Source organism: Flavobacterium sp. YO12, from assembly GCF_004119495.1.
Classification (GTDB): Bacteria; Bacteroidota; Bacteroidia; order Flavobacteriales; family Flavobacteriaceae; genus Flavobacterium.
In genome coordinates this window covers 1-20,684 of sequence record NZ_NRQU01000070.1, presented here as the reverse complement: position 1 = coordinate 20,684, position 20,684 = coordinate 1, and the positions used below count along the sequence as shown (strand labels likewise).

22 protein-coding genes are annotated in these 20,684 nt (G+C 32.7%); 11 read left to right on the top strand and 11 right to left on the bottom strand.

The features are described from left to right. Positions 1 to 3: 3 nt before the first annotated feature. The gene (locus BOW55_RS17810; RefSeq protein ID WP_129025473.1) at positions 4 to 1,158 is read right to left on the bottom strand and encodes a M14 metallopeptidase family protein; all 1,155 of its coding nucleotides are present in this window, start codon (positions 1,156 to 1,158) and stop codon (positions 4 to 6) included. Between the two features lie 312 nt (positions 1,159 to 1,470). On the opposite strand from BOW55_RS17810, the gene BOW55_RS17805 reads away from it, so the two are divergent. Further along, positions 1,471 to 1,944 (top strand): helix-turn-helix transcriptional regulator, encoded by a 474-nt coding sequence (locus BOW55_RS17805; RefSeq protein ID WP_129025471.1) that lies wholly within the window; start codon positions 1,471 to 1,473, stop codon positions 1,942 to 1,944. Positions 1,945 to 2,028: 84 nt separating this feature from the next. On the opposite strand, the gene BOW55_RS17800 is transcribed toward BOW55_RS17805, so the two are convergent. Then, the gene (locus BOW55_RS17800; RefSeq protein WP_089055701.1) at positions 2,029 to 2,580 is read right to left on the bottom strand and encodes a 1-acyl-sn-glycerol-3-phosphate acyltransferase; all 552 of its coding nucleotides are present in this window, start codon (positions 2,578 to 2,580) and stop codon (positions 2,029 to 2,031) included. A 66-nt stretch (positions 2,581 to 2,646) separates the two neighbouring features. Between BOW55_RS17800 and BOW55_RS17795 the strand changes: the two genes are divergently transcribed. From BOW55_RS17795 to BOW55_RS17770, 6 genes are all read left to right on the top strand, one after another. Then, complete coding sequence (locus tag BOW55_RS17795; protein WP_129025469.1) at positions 2,647 to 3,312, top strand: spermidine synthase; 666 nt, start codon at positions 2,647 to 2,649, stop codon at positions 3,310 to 3,312. A gap of 12 nt (positions 3,313 to 3,324) precedes the next feature. Continuing rightward, complete coding sequence (locus tag BOW55_RS17790; RefSeq protein WP_129025467.1) at positions 3,325 to 4,002, top strand: peptidoglycan DD-metalloendopeptidase family protein; 678 nt, start codon at positions 3,325 to 3,327, stop codon at positions 4,000 to 4,002. A 6-nt stretch (positions 4,003 to 4,008) separates the two neighbouring features. Next, positions 4,009 to 4,485 (top strand): hypothetical protein, encoded by a 477-nt coding sequence (locus BOW55_RS17785; protein WP_129025479.1) that lies wholly within the window; start codon positions 4,009 to 4,011, stop codon positions 4,483 to 4,485. Between the two features lie 21 nt (positions 4,486 to 4,506). Next, positions 4,507 to 5,019 (top strand): hypothetical protein, encoded by a 513-nt coding sequence (locus tag BOW55_RS17780; protein ID WP_241686605.1) that lies wholly within the window; start codon positions 4,507 to 4,509, stop codon positions 5,017 to 5,019. A 52-nt stretch (positions 5,020 to 5,071) separates the two neighbouring features. Continuing rightward, positions 5,072 to 5,542 (top strand): nuclear transport factor 2 family protein, encoded by a 471-nt coding sequence (locus BOW55_RS17775; protein ID WP_089055705.1) that lies wholly within the window; start codon positions 5,072 to 5,074, stop codon positions 5,540 to 5,542. 129 nt (positions 5,543 to 5,671) lie between these two features. After that, complete coding sequence (locus BOW55_RS17770; protein WP_129025463.1) at positions 5,672 to 7,414, top strand: APC family permease; 1,743 nt, start codon at positions 5,672 to 5,674, stop codon at positions 7,412 to 7,414. Between the two features lie 111 nt (positions 7,415 to 7,525). Here the strand turns inward: BOW55_RS17770 and BOW55_RS17765 are convergent, their stop codons facing one another. Further along, positions 7,526 to 9,013 (bottom strand): aminotransferase class V-fold PLP-dependent enzyme, encoded by a 1,488-nt coding sequence (locus BOW55_RS17765; RefSeq protein WP_129025461.1) that lies wholly within the window; start codon positions 9,011 to 9,013, stop codon positions 7,526 to 7,528. A 182-nt stretch (positions 9,014 to 9,195) separates the two neighbouring features. On the opposite strand from BOW55_RS17765, the gene msrA reads away from it, so the two are divergent. Beyond that, positions 9,196 to 9,720: a peptide-methionine (S)-S-oxide reductase MsrA gene (msrA, locus tag BOW55_RS17760; protein ID WP_129025459.1), complete on the top strand. Its 525-nt coding sequence runs from the start codon at positions 9,196 to 9,198 to the stop codon at positions 9,718 to 9,720. 136 nt (positions 9,721 to 9,856) lie between these two features. Further along, positions 9,857 to 11,425: a YdiU family protein gene (locus tag BOW55_RS17755; RefSeq protein ID WP_129025457.1), complete on the top strand. Its 1,569-nt coding sequence runs from the start codon at positions 9,857 to 9,859 to the stop codon at positions 11,423 to 11,425. Between the two features lie 98 nt (positions 11,426 to 11,523). On the opposite strand, the gene BOW55_RS17750 is transcribed toward BOW55_RS17755, so the two are convergent. Continuing rightward, positions 11,524 to 12,492, bottom strand: coding sequence for a YpdA family putative bacillithiol disulfide reductase (locus BOW55_RS17750; RefSeq protein ID WP_129025455.1), 969 nt, complete (start codon positions 12,490 to 12,492; stop codon positions 11,524 to 11,526). Between the two features lie 3 nt (positions 12,493 to 12,495). Further along, a complete protein-coding gene (locus BOW55_RS17745; protein ID WP_129025453.1) occupies positions 12,496 to 12,972 on the bottom strand; it encodes a CYTH domain-containing protein in 477 nt (158 codons plus the stop codon). A gap of 194 nt (positions 12,973 to 13,166) precedes the next feature. On the opposite strand from BOW55_RS17745, the gene BOW55_RS17740 reads away from it, so the two are divergent. Further along, entirely contained in the window at positions 13,167 to 14,078 is a 912-nt protein-coding gene (locus BOW55_RS17740) for an OmpA family protein (protein WP_129025451.1), read from the top strand. Between the two features lie 19 nt (positions 14,079 to 14,097). Then, entirely contained in the window at positions 14,098 to 14,649 is a 552-nt protein-coding gene (locus BOW55_RS17735; RefSeq protein WP_129025449.1) for a hypothetical protein, read from the top strand. A gap of 78 nt (positions 14,650 to 14,727) precedes the next feature. Here BOW55_RS17735 and BOW55_RS17730 read toward each other — a convergent pair whose 3' ends face one another. The 6 genes from BOW55_RS17730 to BOW55_RS17705 all read right to left on the bottom strand — a co-directional run bounded on the left by BOW55_RS17730 (position 14,728) and on the right by BOW55_RS17705 (position 20,231). Continuing rightward, a complete protein-coding gene (locus tag BOW55_RS17730; protein WP_129025447.1) occupies positions 14,728 to 15,765 on the bottom strand; it encodes an o-succinylbenzoate synthase in 1,038 nt (345 codons plus the stop codon). Between the two features lie 94 nt (positions 15,766 to 15,859). Further along, a complete protein-coding gene (locus tag BOW55_RS17725; RefSeq protein WP_129025445.1) occupies positions 15,860 to 17,062 on the bottom strand; it encodes a M48 family metallopeptidase in 1,203 nt (400 codons plus the stop codon). Between the two features lie 40 nt (positions 17,063 to 17,102). Next, entirely contained in the window at positions 17,103 to 17,612 is a 510-nt protein-coding gene (locus BOW55_RS17720) for a DUF2199 domain-containing protein (protein ID WP_129025443.1), read from the bottom strand. A 16-nt stretch (positions 17,613 to 17,628) separates the two neighbouring features. Next, the gene (locus tag BOW55_RS17715) at positions 17,629 to 18,306 is read right to left on the bottom strand and encodes a metal-dependent hydrolase (protein WP_129025441.1); all 678 of its coding nucleotides are present in this window, start codon (positions 18,304 to 18,306) and stop codon (positions 17,629 to 17,631) included. A gap of 30 nt (positions 18,307 to 18,336) precedes the next feature. Continuing rightward, positions 18,337 to 19,299 carry a 1,4-dihydroxy-2-naphthoate octaprenyltransferase gene (gene menA, locus BOW55_RS17710; RefSeq protein WP_129025439.1) on the bottom strand — a complete coding sequence of 321 codons (963 nt, stop codon included), beginning with the start codon at positions 19,297 to 19,299 and terminating at the stop codon, positions 18,337 to 18,339. 98 nt (positions 19,300 to 19,397) lie between these two features. Further along, on the bottom strand, positions 19,398 to 20,231 hold the full coding sequence (locus tag BOW55_RS17705) for a 1,4-dihydroxy-2-naphthoyl-CoA synthase (RefSeq protein ID WP_017498510.1): 834 nt from the start codon (positions 20,229 to 20,231) through the stop codon (positions 19,398 to 19,400). Positions 20,232 to 20,684: the final 453 nt, after the last annotated feature.

The following is a 20,684-nucleotide window of genomic DNA, read 5'->3' as shown; positions in this document are numbered from 1 at the left end:
AAATTAACTTTTTATCAACCCGTTAACAAATTTAATATTTTTATTTAAATAAAAATCTGCTTTTTGATTCAATTTCGGAAAACCACTATAGTCATCAGAATAAACAGCACCATTTCCATCATATTCGTAATGTCCAAAATAATTTTCCAAATCGCCTGCTTCAACTATGTAGGCATTAAAATGAATCTTATTTTCAATCAATTCTTCTTTGTATTGTGCGACAAAATTCGTAATAATTTCGATACCATCATAATTTATTTTGATGTTTTTATACATAAAATCATAAAAAACAGGTTTATTTTGTGAAATATTCAAATAATCATTAATTCTATTGTAAACTAAATCGTTTTCGCTAAGCAGTTTAAAACTCTGAATAAGTGAGAAAAATATGAACTTTCTAGTGATTTCGCGCTCATAATCTCCCGCAAAATGTCCCGCCTCAAATAAAATAGTCGGCACTCCTAAAAACTGAAACGTATCGCCAATACAATTTATATTAAACGAATCATCAAATCGGCCTATTTGACCTGGAATATGTTTTTGTAATTCGTCATTAATACCGGCAATTAAGTTGATTGCTTTTAATCTATTATCATTTATTTCGCGCTCTTCATTATAAGAAGGTGCTAAAAAAGAGACGGTTGCAGGTTTTCCTGTATCAGCCACACCAAAGATAGTGCGTTGATCGTGCAGGTTAAAGCAGTAATCTGGTTTGAAAGCTTCAAAAACTTCTCGTAAAACGTTACTTTCTGGCTGTGTTAGATTTTGTGAATCTCTATTTAGATCTACTTTATTGGCGTTTTCACGTGTATAAAGACGTGCTCCATCAGGATTTAGAATTGGAATACTATAGAACGTAAAAGTATTAAGTAATTTCTCAGCAAACTCAGATTTGTTGTTTAGAACATTTATGAAATCAAAAAGCGCTTTGGTTGTTGTGCTTTCGTTACCGTGCATTTGTGACCACAAGTAAATACGAGTTTTTCCTGTTCCTATTTCATAACTATATATAGGTTCTCCTAAAACAGATTTACCAATAATTTTAACTTGATTATTGGTGTTTAATTTTTCTAAAAGCGGCTTGATATGATCTAATGTCAGGTAACGTCCTGAAATAGATTCTTCTTTATTTTGGATGAATAATTCTTCTAAATTCATTGTCTTTTGATTAGTTTACAAAAGTAAACATCTTTATTTTTACAATTGTAAATTCGTAAAAAGTAATAAAATTTAGAATTGTAAACAGATATTTCAAAGCTTTACGGTCTTTTTAAGTTGAATATTGGATTGAAAATTACAAAAGTTAATTTAACTAATATAATTACTTGTTTTCAATACGTTATGATGTTTTATTTAAAGTATCTATGTTATTATAAAGTTGTTTATTTAAGTATTTACAGTTGTAAAATTGCTAAATCAAATCAATTTAATTACATTTGTAAACAAGTTAATTTTAAACTGTAATTTACAATGGTAAACATAGATGATTTTGTAAAAAGACTGGAGAGTATACTGGATTATTATGGTTTAAATGCTTCCTCATTTGCAGATAAAATTGGTGTGCAGCGATCAAGTATGTCTCACCTGCTCTCTGGAAGAAACAAACCAAGTTTAGATTTTGTCATGAAAATTTTGGATGTTTTTCCAGATGTAGATTTATACTGGATTTTAAATGGGAAAGGAAATTTTCCAAAATCAGACGATGGAGATGCAATTTCAAAAGCAGAGAATTTTGTAGAAAATAAAATTATAAACTCCCCTGCTCCTTCGAATGAAAATTTTGCTGGTGAGGATTTATTTTCTCAAATTGAATATAAAGCGGAAAATCCTCAGACAAAAAAAATAGAGTTAAACAAAAACTCTACTTTAAATGTTCAGGAAGATGAAATAGAAAAAATAGTCTTTTTCTATAAAAATGGAACTTTTAAAGTGTATACACCTTAAATTTGAAATTTTCGCGTATTTGAAAAATTTCAAAATTATTTTTGATTTAAGCGATTCTCACGCAATTAAAAAAATATCGGAAATTTAGATTTGAATTCCATTTTCAGGAATTTTCCCTAAAACGCCTTTATAGTGTTGTTTTAAGATTTCGAGATCAGCTTCGTAATTTCCAGTTGGAAAAAAAGCTTTCCCTAGGTCAACTATTTTCTTTCCCCAATCAAAAGCGACCGGAACAATAGGAACATTTGCTTTAAGAGCAATGTAGTAAAAACCGCTTTTAATTTCGGTAACCCCTTTTCTGGTTCCTTCTGGAGCAACAGCCAAACGAAAGATTTCTTTACGATCAAAAATCGCTGCAATAGAATCGACCTTATTTAATCCGCCTGTGCGATCAATAGGTTCTCCGCCAACATTCTTAAAGTAGTATCCAAAAGGAAATCTAAACAATTCCTTTTTTCCTACCCAATTCATTTGTAAGCCAGAGATTCCTCGGGTAAAAAGCCCAATATAAAAATCGTGATTACTAGTATGAGGCATAACCATCAATATACATTTTTTTACTTCAGCGTTCTTCAACCCTGTTATTTTCCAGCCCATTAGCTTGCAAAAGATAAAATTGTATAATTGTTTCTTCATTAAAATTTAATTTTTGCTACAAAATAAAAGATTTAAAATGGTATTTTTGAGTAAAACCATTATAAAATGATTCAAAAACTGTTCAGTTATCTTATACCTATAAATATATTCAAAAAAAAGTCAGCAAGAAGTAAAATAATCGAAGTTACCTGGACAAACGGAGAATTGGTAATCGATTCTGAAAATACAAATTATTCTTATGGAAGCTTACAGCGAATATTACGATACGGTCTTAGAAATATAGGATATGATAAAGTTTTAAAAATGGATCATATTCTGGTTCTGGGAGTTGCCGGCGGAAGTGTAATTAAAACTCTTGTTGACGAAATAGAATACAAAGGAAAAATTACTGGTGTCGAGATCGATTCAGATATGATTCAGATTGCCAATGAATATTTTAATCTCAATCAAATTAAGCAGCTTGAAATTGTAATAGATGATGCTTTTGAGTTTGTTTTAAAAACAAAAGATAAATATGACTTGATTATAATCGATATTTTTGAGGATACTAATATGCCAAACTTTTTGTTTGAAAAGTTTTTCAGTGAGAGAGTTTGTTTTTTATTAAAAGATAAAGGCTTCATTTTATTTAACACAATGATTCTTGATGAAGCACATAATGTTCGTAATAGAAAATACAAAGCCGAAATAAACGCTGAATCATTTACAGTAAAAATGCTGCCTCGTATAGAAGTGCACAATGAAATAATAATAATTGAGAAATTGCCCTAAAATCGAATATTCATGAAGACCCTTATTTCTATTCTAAAAACCTTGCCGCCTGCTAAAGTAATTGATGATGTTATTGATTCTTCAAAATATCTTCCGCTTGATTTATCGTCAACAAATACCGAATTGGTTGAAAGTAAGCCCGAAAGTGCGGCTGATTTTGAACGCTTTATTACTGATTATTTAAAAAGGAATAATGCCGAAGTGGCTTATGGCGGATATATTGAAGGCCGCACTTTGTACAAACGCAGTTCGATTTTTAGAAATGATTCAATTCCAGAACGAAATATTCATATTGGACTGGATCTATGGACAAAAGAAGGTACTTCTGTTTTGGCGCCTCTTGATGGAAAAGTTCACAGTTTTAAAAATAATGTGGGTTTAGGCGATTATGGTCCAACTATTATTTTAGAGCATGAAATTGAAAATGAAACATTTTATACTTTATACGGACATTTATCGTTAGAAAGTATAGAAAACCTTACTGTTGGGGCGGTTTTTACAAAAGGCGAGCAAATTGCATCTTTAGGAAATTCATCTATTAACGGAGATTATGCTCCTCATGTTCATTTTCAAATTATACGAAATTTGGGAGATTACTGGGGCGATTATCCGGGAGTATGCAATACAAATGATTTGAATTTTTATATTGAAAACTGTCCTGACCCTAACTTATTATTAAAAATTACTTAAATGATTATGAAGAAAGCAGGATTGATTATATGTTTGTTGTTATTAATTGGATGTAAAACGAAAACGATAAGTCGAGATACTGAAGATTTAAAGATAAAAAAAGTTTCAAGTGCCGAGATTAACTCACAACAGCAACGAAAAGCTTATGAATTAGGCAAAAGAGTATTAGAAACTTGCAACACATCAAAATTCAAGCCTTTTAATGAAACCGAAGTGACACAGTCTGTGAGAGAAAACACAACTGAAGAACGATTGACTAAAACGTGTACAAGGTTTAGACAGTATTACGGGAGTTTTATTGATTTGAAATTAGATGGCGTTTATAAAACCAAGCAAGAAGTAATTTACCGTTATCACGCCTTGTATACTAAAAAGGTTGCAAACAAAGAACTTCGTGTATTTGTAAACAATGATAATTTAGTTTCAGCAATAAAGTCAATGGATTGGGACGAGAAGTTTGACGCAAAATTAACCGAACAATAAAGCAAAATTATGAATTTAAAAATGCCCCTGTTTTTATTACTGTTATTCTCAACTATTGTAAATGCTCAGCAAACTATGAGTATTAAAGGCGCTGCTCCTCTTTCTGCAACAAAAACGTATACGTTTATCTGCGAGAAATATGCTTTTACAGGAGAAGCTGATATTCAAATTGCAAAAACAGATAAAGGCGGCGTTTTAAAAATTACCATTTTACCATCAAATGATAAAGCAAAAATTTCTGGCGGTTTATATGTCGATCTGGCAAATGCTGATGTTATTGCTTGTGTAGATAAAAACGTTAAGGAAACTGTAGATGGTAAAATAGCTGCCTATTATTATTTTACTCCAGCCGAATTTGCAAAACTGAAGAAAAATGATATTTATGCTGTTCGTTTTATTATAACTGGAGGTTCTAATGCTTTTGGTAATGAAAACGGATATTTTACAGCGCATAACAAAATGAATTATTTCTCAACGGCTTACGATAAATCTAAGAAGAGTTACGATACAGCAAAAGAAATAAGTGCTTTGTAAATATTAGATTATTAGAATAAATCTTATATTTATAATCTAATTACAATTTAATATGACTCCTAACGAAGCTGTAATAACAAAGTTCTATACCGCATTTGCTAATTCAGATGCTCAAACAATGTCTGAATGCTATCATCCAAAAGTACATTTTATTGATCCTGCATTTGGTTTATTGAAAGATGAGCAGGTTTCTAAAATGTGGAAAATGCTGTTACTTAAAAGCAAAGGAAACATCAAAATTGAATTTTCAGATGTAAAAGCCGATGATTTTTCGGGTTCTGCAAAATGGGTTGCTACCTACAACTTTAGCAAAACAAATCGTAAGGTAGTCAATAAAATTAGGGCTGAATTTATATTTCAAGACGGCTTAATTATTAAACATATTGACGATTTTGATGTTTGGAAATGGTCAAAACAAGCTTTCGGACTTACTGGTTATTTACTTGGATGGACTGGCTTTTTTCAGAAAAAAATTCAGCAGCAAGCTTTGCTGTCACTTAATAAATTTGAGGAATCCAAATAATTTTCCTAACTTAATTTTTTCTTTTGTACCAAAACTGATGTAGTTCTCTGCATTTATACGCCTCTTGCAAAAGTCTAATACTTTGCCCTTCATTATTTTTTAAGTCAATTGTTTTCAATTCTATTAAAAATGAAAGAAATTATACACAAGAGATTAAATCAATTACAAGCTACAGCAATATGCGGAAATGATATTAGTTCTTCCTGCTTGTATGTATCAGCATTAACCATTTTATACGCAGGACAATACGCATGGATTTCATTGCTGATTGTGGCCGTAGTTTTGTATCTTTTTAGAAAAATTTATGGCGAAGTTGTTGGCGCAATTCCCTTAAATGGCGGCGCTTACAATGTATTACTAAATACATCTACCAAAAAGCTCGCGTCGCTGGCAGCAACTCTTACCGTTTTATCCTATATGGCAACCGCTGTAATTTCTGCTTCAGAAGGAATGCATTATTTACATGGAATTTTTGAGGGTGTTAATGTTACAATTGCTACCGTTGTCGTTTTAATTCTTTTTACCTTTCTGGCTATTTTAGGAATCGGAGAATCTGCTTTTGTGGCAGTAATTATATTCGTAACCCATTTAACCACTTTAAGTTTACTCGTTTTAGCGTCGCTTTTATATATTGCCATGAATGGTTTAGATGTTTTTCATCTGAATTGGCAGGCTCCTATTGCGTTTGGTAATTTAAAAACAGCTCTATTTTTAGGTTTTTCGGCAGCAATGCTCGGAATTTCAGGATTTGAGAGTTCTGCTAATTTTGTCGAAGAGCAGGAAGCTGGAGTATTTCCTAAAACACTCCGTAATATGTGGGCGATTGTCAGCTTTTTTAATCCCGTTATTGCAATTCTAATTATTGGAGTAATTCCGTTAACACAAGTTGGCGAAAACAAAGAATCGTTACTGGCTTTTTTAGGGCAAACAACCGGCGGTTCTTGGCTTGCGTGGTTAATTTCTATTGATGCCGTTTTAGTACTTTGTGGTGCTGTATTAACTTCATTTGTTGGTGTTTCGGGACTTTTAAACCGAATGACCTTAGATCGAATTCTGCCAAATTATTTTCTAAAGCAGAATAAAAGAGGATCACATTATCGTATTGCAATAAGTTTTTTAATTCTTTGCATATCCGTTCTTTTTGCTACAAACGGACATTTAGAATCTTTAGCAGGAGTTTATACATTTTCGTTTTTGGCGGTAATGGCATTGTTTGGAATAGGAAATCTGCTTCTTAAATTTAAACGCAGTAAACTTCCAAGGCCTGTTCGAGCTCGCGGTATAGCGGTTGTAACTGCGATAATTTTTGTTATTATTGCTTTTATAGGCAATATGGAGCTAAACATTAATGCATTCTATACTTTTCTAAAATACATGGTTCCGTCATTATTGTTTATCGGAATAATGCTGAATCGAGTTATACTCATTAAACTTTTAATTGAAGCTTTAGAATATTTTTATCAGCCATTACGAAAAATGGTGATTTTAAGTAATCGATATTTACAAAAAATGAGTGTTCAGATCAACTCTCAAGAGTTTGTGTTTTTCACTAAGGGTGATGATATTGCGATTTTAAATAAAGTCTTGCAATATGTTCAAGGCAACGAAACCACCAAAAAACTGAAAATCGTACATGTTAAAAGTGATTCTGTAAACAATGAAGCTTTAATAAAAGATCTCGAAGTTTTAGATCGAGCTTATGATGATATTGATATTGAATATCTTGAAATTCAAGGCGTTTTTGGTCCAGAAATTATAGATGAATTATCTCAAAAGTGGAAAATCCCTAAGAATTTCATGTTTATTGGTTCACCAGGTAATAAATTTTCTTATAGAGTTTCTGATCTTGGCGGCGTACGTTTGATTATGTAATTCTGTAAACAATTTAAATAAGAAACCCGATAGATTTTTAAAGTCTATCGGGTTTTTAGTATTTCAAAGTTTTTCGCGTAAAGTTGAAAGAAACTTGTAGTAGATTAATTCTTAAGATTTAAACCAGCCTTCAACCAATTCATCTTCAAAAGAAGTTGCATTTTTATGAACAAACTCATTTGTATCTTTATTGTAAGAATAGTCTAAAGCCCATTCTTTGTGGTTTTTAGCTAACTCTTTAATGCTTTCGCAAACAAAAGCAATTTCTTCATCAGTCGTTGTTGGATGAATTGACATTCTAATCCAACCCGGTTTTTTGATTAAATCTCCAATTGTAATTTCGTTAACCAGCTTATTTGAAGTTTCTTGATCAACATGCAGTAAAAAATGCCCGTAAGTTCCTGCACAGCTGCATCCTCCTCTAGTTTGAACTCCAAATCGGTCATTTAGTATTTTTACACCCAAATTAAAATGAAGGTTTTCAATAAAAAACGAAACAACTCCTAATCTATTTTTATGCTGTCCCGCTAGAATTTTAATATTATCAACAGGCTCTAATTGACTAAAAACATAATCAACAATTTCATGCTCACGCTGTAAAATGTTTTCAATTCCCATTTCTTCCTTTAACTCAATTGCCAAAGCTGTTTTAATAACCTGAAGAAATCCTGGAGTTCCGCCATCTTCACGATCCTCAATATTATCAATATATTTATGCTCTCCCCAAGGATTTGTCCAGCTTACAGTTCCACCGCCCGGACAATCGGGAATCATATTGTTGTATAATTTTTTATTAAAAATAAGAACACCAGAAGTACCAGGTCCTCCTAAGAATTTATGCGGAGAAAAGAAGATGGCATCTAAATACGCTTCTTCATCTGCCGGATGCATATCAATTTCTACATAAGGTCCTGAACACGCAAAATCGACAAAGCAAACACCATTGTATTGGTGCATTAATTTGGCAGCTTCATGAAAAGGTGTTTTTAAACCCGTAACATTCGAACATGAAGTAATCGAAGCAATTTTTATTGTTCTGTCGCTGTATTTTTGTAACAACACCTCTAGATTATCCAAACTAAAAAGTCCTTTTTCGCAAGACGGAATAATTTCAACATCAGCAATAGTTTCTAACCAAGAAGTTTGATTAGAATGATGCTCCATATGCGAAATAAAAACAATAGGTTTTTTCTCGGCAGGAACTGTTGTAAAGCTTTTTAGATTTTCAGGAATTTTTAAACCTAAAATACGCTGAAACTTATTAATAACACCCGTCATACCAGTTCCGTCCGTAATCAAAACATCATCGCTATTAGCGTTTGTATGACGTTTGATAATATGTCTTGCATGATGATAAGCCTTAGTCATGGCAGTACCAGATACAGTGGTTTCAGTATGTGTGTTGGCTACAAAAGGGCCAAATTGATTTAAAAGTTTTTCTTCAATTGGTCTGTAAAGCCTTCCGCTGGCAGTCCAATCTGTATAAACAATATTTTTTTTGCCAAAAGGTGACATAAATTCCTGATCTATGCCAACAATATGTTGTCTAAAGTCCTGAAAGTAGGTTTCTAGACTGATGGTATTATTTTTGGTATTCATTAGTGTGCCTGTGTTTGAATGCAAATATATTGTTTTTTTATAGAATTGAGAATTTATCAATTATAAACTTCAAACAGTGAGTAAACTTTTAATATCTTTAGTTAAAAAGCTATTTTTTAGATAAATTATCATAATATTCTATCGGATTAATAGGGCATGTAAACTTTAAACTATTTACATTTATGGAAAATTTATCAACAGCCACTTTTGGTGGTGGATGTTTTTGGTGTGTAGAAGCTGTAATTCAGCGTTTAAAAGGAGTTGAAACAATAAAATCGGGATATTCAGATGGTTTTATAAAAAATCCTGCATATCGCGAAGTTTGCACGGGACGCACTGGTCACGCAGAAGTGATTCAGGTAACCTTTAATCCTGACATAATTTCATATCATGATTTGATAACTGTGTTTATGACGAGTCATGATCCAACAACTTTAAATCGCCAAGGCGGTGACAGCGGTACACAATATCGCTCGATTGTTTTGTATCACAACGACGAACAAAAAGAAATTGCTGAAAAAGTGTTTCAAGAAGTACAGTCTGTTTACGCAGATCCAATTGTAACGCAGTTAAAACCTTTCGAAGTCTTTTATGAAGCCGAAGATTATCATCAAAACTATTACAACAACAATCAAGAAGCCGGCTATTGCCAGTTTGTAATCGATCCAAAAGTTCAAAAACTTAAAAAATGTATGCTGATAAATTAATTGGCTGATATTTTTTTCCAGCCACAGATTACACAGATTAAAAGGATTTCTCTTTTATGTGTGTAAAATATTAGAATCTACATAGATTTAAAATCCTTTTAATCTGTGTAATCTGAGGCAAAACATAAAAACTCAAATGAAAAATTTAAAAATAAATAATCGATTTACTGCGGAATTGCCTGCGGATCCTGAAACTACAAATGAAGTGCGTCAGGTTAAGAATACTGTATTCTCGTATGTAGATCCAACAAAACCATCGAATCCAAAATTAATTCATGCTTCTGAGGAAGTGGCAGAATTAGTTGGTATTTCAAAAGACGAAATTCATTCTGAGACTTTTTTGAATGTTTTCTCAGGAAAAGAAATCCTTTCAGGAACACGTCCGTTTGCAATGAGTTATGCTGGACATCAGTTTGGAAATTGGGCAGGGCAATTAGGCGACGGTCGTGCTATTAATTTAACAGAAGTTGAAAACAATGGTAAGTTTTTTATGCTTCAGTTAAAAGGAGCTGGAAAAACGCCGTATTCTAGAACGGCTGATGGTTTGGCGGTTTTACGTTCTTCTATTAGAGAGTATTTATGCGCCGAAGCGATGCATTATTTAGGCGTACCCACTACTCGATCGCTTTCTTTAATGCTTTCTGGTGATCAAGTGTTGAGAGATGTTTTGTATAATGGAAATCCGGCTTACGAAAAAGGCGCAATTGTTTGTCGAGTTGCTCCATCTTTTATCCGTTTTGGGAGTTTTGAAATGCTTACAGCTAGAAATGAGCTTAAGAATTTGAAACAATTTGTAGAGTACAATATCAAACATTACTTTCCTGAAATTACCGGCGAGCCAAAAGAACAGTATTTAGCATTCTTTAAAAAAGTGGCCGACTCTACTCGCGAAATGATTCTGCATTGGCAGCGTGTGGGTTTTGTGCATGGCGTAATGAATACGGATAATATGTCGATTCATGGAATTACGATCGATTATGGTCCATATGGCTGGTTAGAAAACTACGATCCAAACTGGACACCAAACACTACCGACAGTCAATACAGAAGATACAGATTTGGAAATCAGCCTCAAATTGCACAGTGGAATTTATACCAATTGGCTAATGCAATTTATCCATTAATAAACGAAACAGAGCAATTAGAAAAAATCTTAGAATCATTTATGGATGATTTTATTAAAGATTACAAAGTAATGTTTTTAAGTAAATTAGGATTATTTACTTCAAGTGAAACTGATAATACTCTAATTGATGAATTAGAAGCTAATTTACAATTAACAGAAACGGATATGACTATCTTTTTTAGAAATTTAAGTACTGTTGAAAAATCAGATTCAGTTGAAAAAGCAATTGAGAAAATTGAATTTTCGTTTTATAAAATAGAAGAAGTTTCAGGAGAAATTCTAGAAGCTTGGAAAAAATGGTTTTCACAATACCTGGAAAGAGTAAAAGCTGAAAGTTTATCAGATCAGGAGCGTTCGCAAAAAATGAACTCCATTAATCCCAAATATGTGCTTCGCAATTATATGGCACAATTAGCCATTGATGCGGCAGACAAAGAAGATTATTCGTTGGTAAATGAGTTTTATACGCTCTTGCAAAAACCTTACGACGAGCAGCCTGAATATCAAAAATGGTTTGCAAAACGACCAGATTGGGCACGATCTAAAGTTGGTTGTTCAATGCTTTCTTGCAGTTCTTAAGTTTTATTTTTAGCCACAAATTTCACTAATTACACTAATTTTTTTTGAACTCACAAAATCTAATTCGTGCTAATTCGTGAAATTTGTGGCTAAAAAAACTATTTCGAAACAATATAATCCATAATCATATTAGCATGGATTCTTGAATTTTCGATAAACCATTTGTGTGTCTGCATTCCGCCGCAGACAACACCAGCCAGGAATAAACCTTTTACATTTGTTTCCATTGTTTCGGCGTTGTAAACAGGAATTTTAAGTTCATCATTTGAGAGTTCAATTCCCATTTTTTCTAGAAAAGTTAAATCTGGTTTATAGCCTGTTAAAGCCAGAACAAAATCATTTTCAATCGTAACTTTTCCGTTTGGAGTTTCAATTTCAACTTCGTTACCTTTTATTTTCGTAATGTTAGATTCAAAATAAGCCTTAATACTACCCTCAGCAATTCGGTTTTCAATATCGGGTTTTACCCAATATTTTACTCTATTGTTAATTTCGTTTTTACGAATAACCATTGTAACATCAGCGCCTTTTCGCCAGCATTCTAAAGCGGCATCGACAGAAGAGTTATTGGCACCAACGACTAAAACTTTGCGAAAAGCATATTCGTGTGCTTCTTTGTAATAATGACGTACTTTAGGCAATTCCTCTCCTATTACATTCATTTGAATTGGAATATCATAAAAGCCAGTTGCAATAATTACATTCTTTGCTTTGTATAATTTTTTATCTGTAGAAACTACAAAAGTCGAATTTTCGATTTTTTTGACTTCGGTAACTTTTTCAAATAAATTGATATTGAATTTAAAGTAGCGATGAATATTTCGATAATATTCTAAAGCTTCCTGTCTGCCGGGCTTTGGAGCAAGACAATTAAACGGAATGTCGCCAATTTCTAACCTTTCGGCAGTAGAGAAAAAGGTCATGTACAGCGGATAATTGAAAATACTGTTTACAATAGCGCCTTTTTCAATTATTAAATATTTTAAATTGTTCTTTTGAGCTTCAATTGCACAGGCAAGTCCTATTGGCCCGCCTCCCACAATAATTACATCATATTGATCCGTCATAAATTATTCTTTTTCCCAGCTTTTAAAAGGATGTTTACTTAAATAAGCATTGTAATATCTTTTGTCATCTGTTACTTCTTCCCCTAGCCATTCTGGTTTTTCAAAAGTTTCTGTTTCAGATTTCAGTTCCACTTCGGCCATTATTAAACCTTCATTTTCGCCGTAAAATTCATCAACTTCAAAAATATGATTTCCAAGTTTTACCTCGTAACGTATTTTTTCTATTTTGCCTTTTTCGCATAATTTTAAAAGTTCTATCGCTTCGTCAATCGGAATTTCATTTTCCCATTCAAAACGCGACATACCGCCATGCTGACCAATTCCTTTAATGGTTAAAAAGGCTTTTTCGCCTTTAATTCTAACTCTAACAGTTCTTTCGGGAATTGAGCTTAAATAGCCTTGGGCAATTTTATTATGAGTAAAAGCTTGTTCTTTAAAATCATTTGATTTTACAAGAAACTTTCTTTCTATTTCGAGCATTTTGTTTCTAAATTAATTTTACTCAAAGTTACTTAATTAAATTAAGTTTGAGAATTTACATTTATAAAACCTCTTTTTATTTGTTCACGAATCAAATTCAAATAAAAGTGGAAAATGCAACCATGTTGATTGATTGTTAGTAGGTTACGTGTTTTTATTTTTCCTAAATTTGATAAAACCTTAACTTCATTACTATGTCTAAAAAAGCACTTTATCTATTGGGCATTGCAATAACAATTATTTTGGGGACTTTTTTATACCTGAAATTCTGTTGCAATTGTTGTACGAAAACAGCTGACGTTACTACTGAAACAGTAAGCGTTGTTGTGGCTCAGGACACTAATTTTGTTCCTTTTGTTCTAAGCGGTTCTGGAATTGATTATCGCACACACGGCAATCTTAAGTTCCTTAAAAACAATGCTGCAGTAATCATGCCTGTTCATGATTCGGTAGCTATAGGAATTGAAAATCTTAAAGGGTTTTTAATTAAAAATCCACAGCAAAAAATTACGATTACTGGTTATGCCACCTCTGATGAAAAGAACACCACAGCTTTTGAGAATCTTGGTTTAGCAAGGGCAAATGAAGTTAAGAACTATTTTGTTTCTAAAGGATTAGCAGCTTCTAATTTTGATACAAAAGGCAAAATTATCGATCAATGGAAAATGAGCTCTGATACACTTCTTGGTCCTGTTGAGTATAATTTTGAGAGCGCTGATACCCCAGCGGTATCGACTGATGAATGGGTTATTTTAAAGAATAAAATTAATGGTGACGCTTTAGTTCTTCATTTCAGCACCAATAAATCTAGTGAAGATTTAAGTGCCGACGAGAAGCAAAAAGTGGCAGATATTGCCAAATACATGGATCATGTTAAAGAAGCTGTTGTATTGGTTGTTGGGCACAGCGACAATGTAGGAAATCGTGATTCGAATGTTGTACTTGGACAAAAACGAGCCGATTTCTCTAAAAACTATTTGGTAAAAAACGGTATTGAGACTACACGAATTGAAACGCAGTCAAAAGGTCCTGATGAACCAATTGGAGAAAATACTACTGCAGAAGGTAAAGCAAATAACAGAAGAACTGTAATTACAATTAAATAACTAATTAAAATATACGATTATGAATATACCATGTATCTTAATACCGATTTTAGTGGGGTTAATCTGTGGAATTTTAGGTTACTTACTAGGGAAAATGAATTCTAAAGGCGATGATTCACTGTCTGCATCTTTACAAGCCGATTTAGATGCCTGCAAAGCAAATACTAAAAGCTTAAATGCAAAAATTGCAGCATTAGAAGCAGATTTAGCTGCAAAAGCAAAAAATACTGCGTCTACGGCGCAGTCGTTTGTATCTACACCTGCCGCAATCGTATTTGATGCAGCTCTGGCAGCCACAGTTTTTGGTAAAAAAATAAAAGAAAATGATTTGAAAGTTGTTGAAGGAATAGGCCCTAAAATTGAAGCTCTATATCATGCAGCAGGAATATCAACTTGGCATCAATTATCAGAAACATCTACAGAAAAATCGCAGTCTATTCTAGATGCCGGCGGAGAAAATTATGCTATTCACAATCCAAGTACTTGGGCTAAACAAGCTTTATTAGCCTATCAAGGTAAATGGCAGGAATTGAAAGACTGGCAGGATAATTTACGTGGAGGAAAAGAGTAAAAAAAAGTTGCAAAGATTCAAAGGTTTAGAAGTGCAAAGTAAAAACCTTTGAACCTTTGCAACTCTGATCCTTTGTACCTAAAAACTGGCTCCCAGCCAGTTTTTTTCTATATTATACCATAGCTGTCCTTGTTTTACTTCAAGCGGACAATCAAAATTGTTGGTGTAAAGTGCTCCGGTTCCTAATCCTTGAGGCATTTTAGAATTTAAAAGAAAAGTCCATTGAGCAATTGCATTTAAGCCAATATTACTTTCTAATGCCGAAGTAATCCACCAGCCAATATTATACTTTTCGGCTAAAGTGATCCATTCTTGTGTTCCTCTAAAACCGCCGACAAAACTTGGTTTTAAAATAATGTATTGCGGTTTAATTTTTTGCAGTAATTCTTCTTTTTCTTGTAATGAAAAAACACCTATCAATTCTTCGTCTAAAGCAATCGGAAAAGGTGTTGCATTACATAAATCTGCCATTGCGGTACTATTTCCTTTTTTTATAGGCTGTTCAATACTATGAAGCTGAAATGTATTAAGTTGGTTAAGTTTATCTAAAGCTTCATTTAAAGAAAAAGCACCATTTGCATCGACTCTAATTTCGATTTGTTCTGCCGAAAAATGACTTCGGATAAACTCAAGTAATTCTAACTCTTTTTGAAAATCTATAGCACCAATTTTAAGTTTGATACAATTAAAACCATCCGCTAATTTCTCTTCAATTTGTTGTTTCATAAATGAAGCTTCACCCATCCAAACTAAGCCATTTATAGGTATTGATTTAGAATGCGACGTAAAGTTTGAAGGAAAAAGTAAATATGGATTTTCGCTTTTTAATGATAAAAAAGCCATTTCTACTCCAAATTGTATCGAAGGAAACTCTAACAAAGCTTCCCAAAGTGCAGTTTCTCCTAAATGAATATTTTCACAAGTCCATTTAAGTTTTTCCTCATAATCATCGCGATCATCAGCGCTTAAGCCTCGAAGAATTCCGCATTCTCCTATTCCTTTCCTGTTATTATCTTCTAGAACGATAAACCAGGTTTCTTTTTCGGTCATAATGCCGCGAGATGTCCCAGACGGGCGTTTAAACTCGAGCATGTATTTATGGTAAGTCGCTTTCATTTTCTTTTTAAACCATATAAGATAGAAAAGTTCATTAAAAAACTAGGCTTAGTTAGTAAACTTAGATATCTTATATTACTTATATGGTGAGATTTTAATTGTATAGTTTTAAAACTTTCTCAAAATCTTTTGATGGCAGACCCGCTTTTTGAAAAACAGTAAAATCTTGTTTTGTTTTTTCTTTCCAGCTTACACTATCAGTTACATTTTGAGTTTGGTATTTTTTGTAAATTGCTTTGGCTTCACTGTAATCATCGCTTATCAAATAAACATGAGCGAGATTTAGTTTAACTAACAATTCAGTATCATCAAGCTTTTCACCTTCTTTTAAAAATTTCAGCGCTTTTCCATATTGCTTAGTTAAAATAAAACAATAACCAATAGAACTGTAATCTAAAGCAGTGGCTTTTCCGTCGTTAATGATCGAATTTAACTTAGGAATTGCTTCGTTATATTTTTGCTGTTTTATCAATAAAGAAGCCTGCTTTCTTAAATCGCTGTAAACATTTTTAGAAATATCTTCATCTTTATAACAAGCGTTTCCAAAATCTTTGTATGCTTTGGTTTTTTCAACTGCTAATAACTTCTGAAATTCTGTATAACGATATTGTTTGATGATTTTGTTTAGAATACAAACGCAAAAATCATCAGAATTTGCCATTTTTTGTGCTAATGTAGATGTTTTACATAAGCTGATAATTTCGTTTTTATTGTCTTTATCCCAACCACGACTAAGAACGGTATTAACCCACGGAACTACTTCTAATACCACTTTTTGATTTAAAAACCAGTTTTTACTCTGAAATGCAAACCAAATTGTATTTGAATTTTGGCTTAAACAAGACGATTTATCTACAGATAAACGTTTGGCGTCTTTGCTCAACGGTTCTGTTTGTGCGTAACAAGCTTTATCAGTCTTACCGTCTATAATATATTTTTTTGCATCGTCATTTGAAGTAAACAAGGCATAGGTACAAGTATCATCTCCAGAAATTTTTGACATCAAAAAAACGGCTCCTGCAGATCCCTGACCAATTCCATAGGGATCAGGAATTGCTTTTAGTACCGAAACTAAACTATTTGCCATTTGCTGGTTTTCGTCTAAAAGAGTGATTCTGTATACAATTTCAGTCGTGCCAAGAGGCAAATCTTCAATTTTAAAAGTTACTCTGTCTCCGGCAGAAACAATAAGTTCTTTAGTTGTAGCTCTTTCTTTATCCCAATAGCCGTCTTTTTGTGCAAAAACGTTAGATGAAGCTATAATTAAAATAAATAGAGCTATTTTTTTTAAATTCATTTTAGAAAATTTAGTTAAAGATCTCATACAAATTTCAAGCCTATTTTTTAAGTATCGCGTTTATTCTTTTTTCGGCTTCAGCTTTTGTGATTCCTTCGTAATAATCTTTTACAAAAGGATGATCAAAATCTTTATGAGGAAATATTTCTGGTCTTTCGTTTCCAGTTTTTGTTACAACTGTTGTTGGAATACTGTTTGAAAATTCATATTGTGGAATATAATTCGAAAGCCAGCCAAAATACTGGTTTTCTTCCTTTTGATCATCAAAATTTTCTAAGTAGTTTCCAAAACTTTTTTCGCTTAATGAGACCCAGAAACCGTATTCTAAATCTTCACAATGATCATTAACTTTTTGAACTAGAACACATCTAATGAATCGATCTACTTGATCGGAATGTTTTATAACGCAAAAATCTTCATCAATTACAGCAATATCTTTCTTTTCCTGAGAAGATAGATTACTGTAGCTATTTGGGGCGTTATAAGTTATTGCGGGCCAGCTTTCGTGCTCTTCGCCACAGCATTCGCACGTAAATTTAGTATCACTCATATTTTAATAAGTGCTGTTATAGCTCAATTGAGGCGCCAATTTCTAAAAGCATTAAATCTTTTCCTTTATCAAAGAATTTACGAATTGATTCTTCGTGATTAATTTCGATATAGCCAAAAGTATCAAAATGATAGCCTAGAATTTTATCGCATTCTACAAAATCAGAAGCAATAATTGCATCTTCAACATCCATTGTAAAATTATTTCCGATTGGAAGAATAGCAAGATCAAGCTTAGTTCTTAGCGGAATCAATTTCATGTCGTAAGTAAGTGCAGTATCTCCAGCTATATAAATGTTTTTATGTTCTCCTTCGATTACAAATCCGCCAGGATTTCCTCCGTAAGTACCATCAGGGAAAGAACTTGAGTGAATTGCATTGACATATTTTACTTTTCCAAAATCAAAATTCCAGCTTCCGCCATGATTCATTGGATGTGAATTAAGACCATTTTTTGCATAATAACCTGCAATTTCAGCATTTGAAACAATGACTGCATTAGTTCGTTTTGCAATACTTTCAACATCAAGAACATGATCGCCGTGAGCGTGCGTTAATAAAATATAGTCTGCTTTTAAGCTGTTGATATTGATGTGTGAAGCTTGCGGATTTCCTGTAATAAATGGATCAACAATAATGTGCTTTCCTCCTACTTCAATTCCTAAAGAAGCATGTCCGTAAAAAGTGATTTTCATTTTATGAGTGTTTTATAGTTGAACTTAATTTTATCTTCCGCCTAAAAATAGGTTAACAATTATATCTGAAATCAATGAAATCATACATACTGTTAATAATATAGAAAGTAAAAATGTGCTTAGTGCTAGTTTTTTTAATTCGGGATCTAAAAGCTTAGGGTTTTGATTTTTATAAACCGTAATTAAATGTTTAGTTAAAGGAATATAAGCTAATAAAAACAAATATTGATCAAAGTTATAATTGCTTAAAAAGGCAAAAACTACAACTAAAATCATTGCCGTAATAATCAATGAGAAATGATAGATTTTTGCTTTTGCTCCGCCAATTTGAACTACGATTGTATTTTTTCCTGATTTTCGATCAGATTCTTCATCACGCATATTATTCAGGTTTAAAACACCTACGCTTAATAAACCGATAGAAATTGCCGGAAGAATTAAAAGCGGATCAACTTCTTTTGAATACAGAAAGTTAACACCCAATGTACTTACAAGTCCAAAAAAGATGAAAACAAATACATCACCAAATCCTTTATAACCGTAAGCAGAATTACCAACTGTATAACGAATTGCTGAAACAATTGCAGCAATTCCTAAAAGCAGAAAGAATATTGAATAACCAAAATTTGATTCTCCAAAAGCAAAATAAATTAAGATAATGGCAGATAATAAAGTTAACAGCGAAGTAATTATTATTGCCTTTTTCATCGCTTGAGGCGTAATAACTCCGCTCTGAATGGCACGCTGCGGCCCTACTCGATCAGCATTATCAGTACCTTTTACACCATCTCCGTAATCATTTGCAAAATTGGATAAAACCTGTAAGCCCAAAGTGGTTAAAAGAGCAAAGCCAAAGATTTTCCAGCTAAAAACGTCAGTTGGTGTATTGATAGTTTCTGTTGGGTTTGAAAGTGCATAAATACTCCCAACTATAATTCCAGAAACCGATAAAGGTAATGTGCGCAGTCTAGCCGCTTCAATCCAATGTTTCATTATTTTATTTTTAGTTTTTTTTAGTTTCAGGTTTCAAGTTTCAGGTTTCGCGCTTTGAACTTGAAACTTGGAACTTGAAACGATTTTTTAACCTAAGCTTACGGTAACCATTTATTTTCGCCAAAGTTTGGTTTTCTTTTTTCTAAGAAAGCGTTTCTTCCCTCTTTTGCTTCTTCAGTCATATAAGCTAAACGAGTTGCTTCTCCTGCAAAAACCTGTTGTCCTACCATTCCGTCATCCGTTAAGTTCATAGCGAATTTCAGCATTTTGATAGATGTTGGCGATTTTTGAAGAATTTCCTGAGCCCATTCATAAGCCGTAGCTTCAAGTTCATCATGAGGAATTACAGCGTTTACCATTCCCATATCCATTGCTTCTTGGGCAGAATAGTTTCTTCCTAAAAAGAAAATCTCTCTCGCTTTTTTCTGTCCAACCATTTTAGCCAGATAAGCAGATCCGTATCCGCCGTCGAAACTGGTAACATCAGCATCAGTTTGTTTAAAAATAGCATGTTCTTTACTAGCCAAAGTCATGTCGCAAACCACATGTAAACTGTGTCCGCCGCCAACTGCCCAGCCTGGAACAACTGCAATAACCACTTTTGGCATAAAACGAATTAAACGTTGTACTTCTAGGATATTTAAACGGTGCTGACCATCTTCGCCTACATAACCTTGATGTCCGCGTGCATTTTGATCACCGCCGCTGCAAAATGAATAAACTCCGTCTTTTGTCGACGGTCCTTCAGCAGAAAGTAATACTACTCCAATCGAAGTATCTTCCTGTGCATCGTAAAAAGCTTGGTATAATTCTGAAGTTGTTTTAGGTCTGAATGCATTTCTAACATTTGGTCTGTTAAAAGCAATTCTAGCAACTCCGTTACATTTTTTATAAGTTATATCTTCAAATTCTCTGGCAGTAATCCAATCCATTTCTGTTTGTTTTATTTTAAAAATTTATAGTGTAAAAATAAGCCATTTTTTAGATTTTCACCCACTGATTTTGGTTTATATAGCGGTTAACAAATTGCAGTAATGTTAACAATTAGGCTTTTTGCTCAAAAAATAACATTTTTTAACATTAGTTATAAAAAATAATAAGTAATTTTACATCCTAGAAATCAACGAGATACGATTTATTTTGTTGATACAAGATTGATTTTCTTTCACTGATTTATTAACCTAAAAAATGATTTTTTTGAGAAAATTTAAAAAATTTGTCGCTCATTTTTTTATGGTTTTTATTAGTAAACCCTTGAATAATGAGCAAATGATTTATTCATTTGTCAAGACTTCGAAAAGTAAGATAGTAACACCTAAGGTTAAACACTAGAATTGTTTAAGTAATTAGTATGAAATTGATTACGAAAAGTAGGAAAAGATACT

Coding starts and splice junctions, on each gene's coding strand:
- BOW55_RS17810 (WP_129025473.1), bottom strand. CDS start 1,158: ATGAATTTAGAAGAATTATTCATCCAAAATAAAGAAGAATCTATTTCA.
- BOW55_RS17805 (WP_129025471.1), top strand. CDS start 1,471: ATGGTAAACATAGATGATTTTGTAAAAAGACTGGAGAGTATACTGGAT.
- BOW55_RS17800 (WP_089055701.1), bottom strand. CDS start 2,580: ATGAAGAAACAATTATACAATTTTATCTTTTGCAAGCTAATGGGCTGG.
- BOW55_RS17795 (WP_129025469.1), top strand. CDS start 2,647: ATGATTCAAAAACTGTTCAGTTATCTTATACCTATAAATATATTCAAA.
- BOW55_RS17790 (WP_129025467.1), top strand. CDS start 3,325: ATGAAGACCCTTATTTCTATTCTAAAAACCTTGCCGCCTGCTAAAGTA.
- BOW55_RS17785 (WP_129025479.1), top strand. CDS start 4,009: ATGAAGAAAGCAGGATTGATTATATGTTTGTTGTTATTAATTGGATGT.
- BOW55_RS17780 (WP_241686605.1), top strand. CDS start 4,507: ATGCCCCTGTTTTTATTACTGTTATTCTCAACTATTGTAAATGCTCAG.
- BOW55_RS17775 (WP_089055705.1), top strand. CDS start 5,072: ATGACTCCTAACGAAGCTGTAATAACAAAGTTCTATACCGCATTTGCT.
- BOW55_RS17770 (WP_129025463.1), top strand. CDS start 5,672: ATGAAAGAAATTATACACAAGAGATTAAATCAATTACAAGCTACAGCA.
- BOW55_RS17765 (WP_129025461.1), bottom strand. CDS start 9,013: ATGAATACCAAAAATAATACCATCAGTCTAGAAACCTACTTTCAGGAC.
- msrA (WP_129025459.1), top strand. CDS start 9,196: ATGGAAAATTTATCAACAGCCACTTTTGGTGGTGGATGTTTTTGGTGT.
- BOW55_RS17755 (WP_129025457.1), top strand. CDS start 9,857: ATGAAAAATTTAAAAATAAATAATCGATTTACTGCGGAATTGCCTGCG.
- BOW55_RS17750 (WP_129025455.1), bottom strand. CDS start 12,492: ATGACGGATCAATATGATGTAATTATTGTGGGAGGCGGGCCAATAGGA.
- BOW55_RS17745 (WP_129025453.1), bottom strand. CDS start 12,972: ATGCTCGAAATAGAAAGAAAGTTTCTTGTAAAATCAAATGATTTTAAA.
- BOW55_RS17740 (WP_129025451.1), top strand. CDS start 13,167: ATGTCTAAAAAAGCACTTTATCTATTGGGCATTGCAATAACAATTATT.
- BOW55_RS17735 (WP_129025449.1), top strand. CDS start 14,098: ATGAATATACCATGTATCTTAATACCGATTTTAGTGGGGTTAATCTGT.
- BOW55_RS17730 (WP_129025447.1), bottom strand. CDS start 15,765: ATGAAAGCGACTTACCATAAATACATGCTCGAGTTTAAACGCCCGTCT.
- BOW55_RS17725 (WP_129025445.1), bottom strand. CDS start 17,062: ATGAATTTAAAAAAAATAGCTCTATTTATTTTAATTATAGCTTCATCT.
- BOW55_RS17720 (WP_129025443.1), bottom strand. CDS start 17,612: ATGAGTGATACTAAATTTACGTGCGAATGCTGTGGCGAAGAGCACGAA.
- BOW55_RS17715 (WP_129025441.1), bottom strand. CDS start 18,306: ATGAAAATCACTTTTTACGGACATGCTTCTTTAGGAATTGAAGTAGGA.
- menA (WP_129025439.1), bottom strand. CDS start 19,299: ATGAAACATTGGATTGAAGCGGCTAGACTGCGCACATTACCTTTATCG.
- BOW55_RS17705 (WP_017498510.1), bottom strand. CDS start 20,231: ATGGATTGGATTACTGCCAGAGAATTTGAAGATATAACTTATAAAAAA.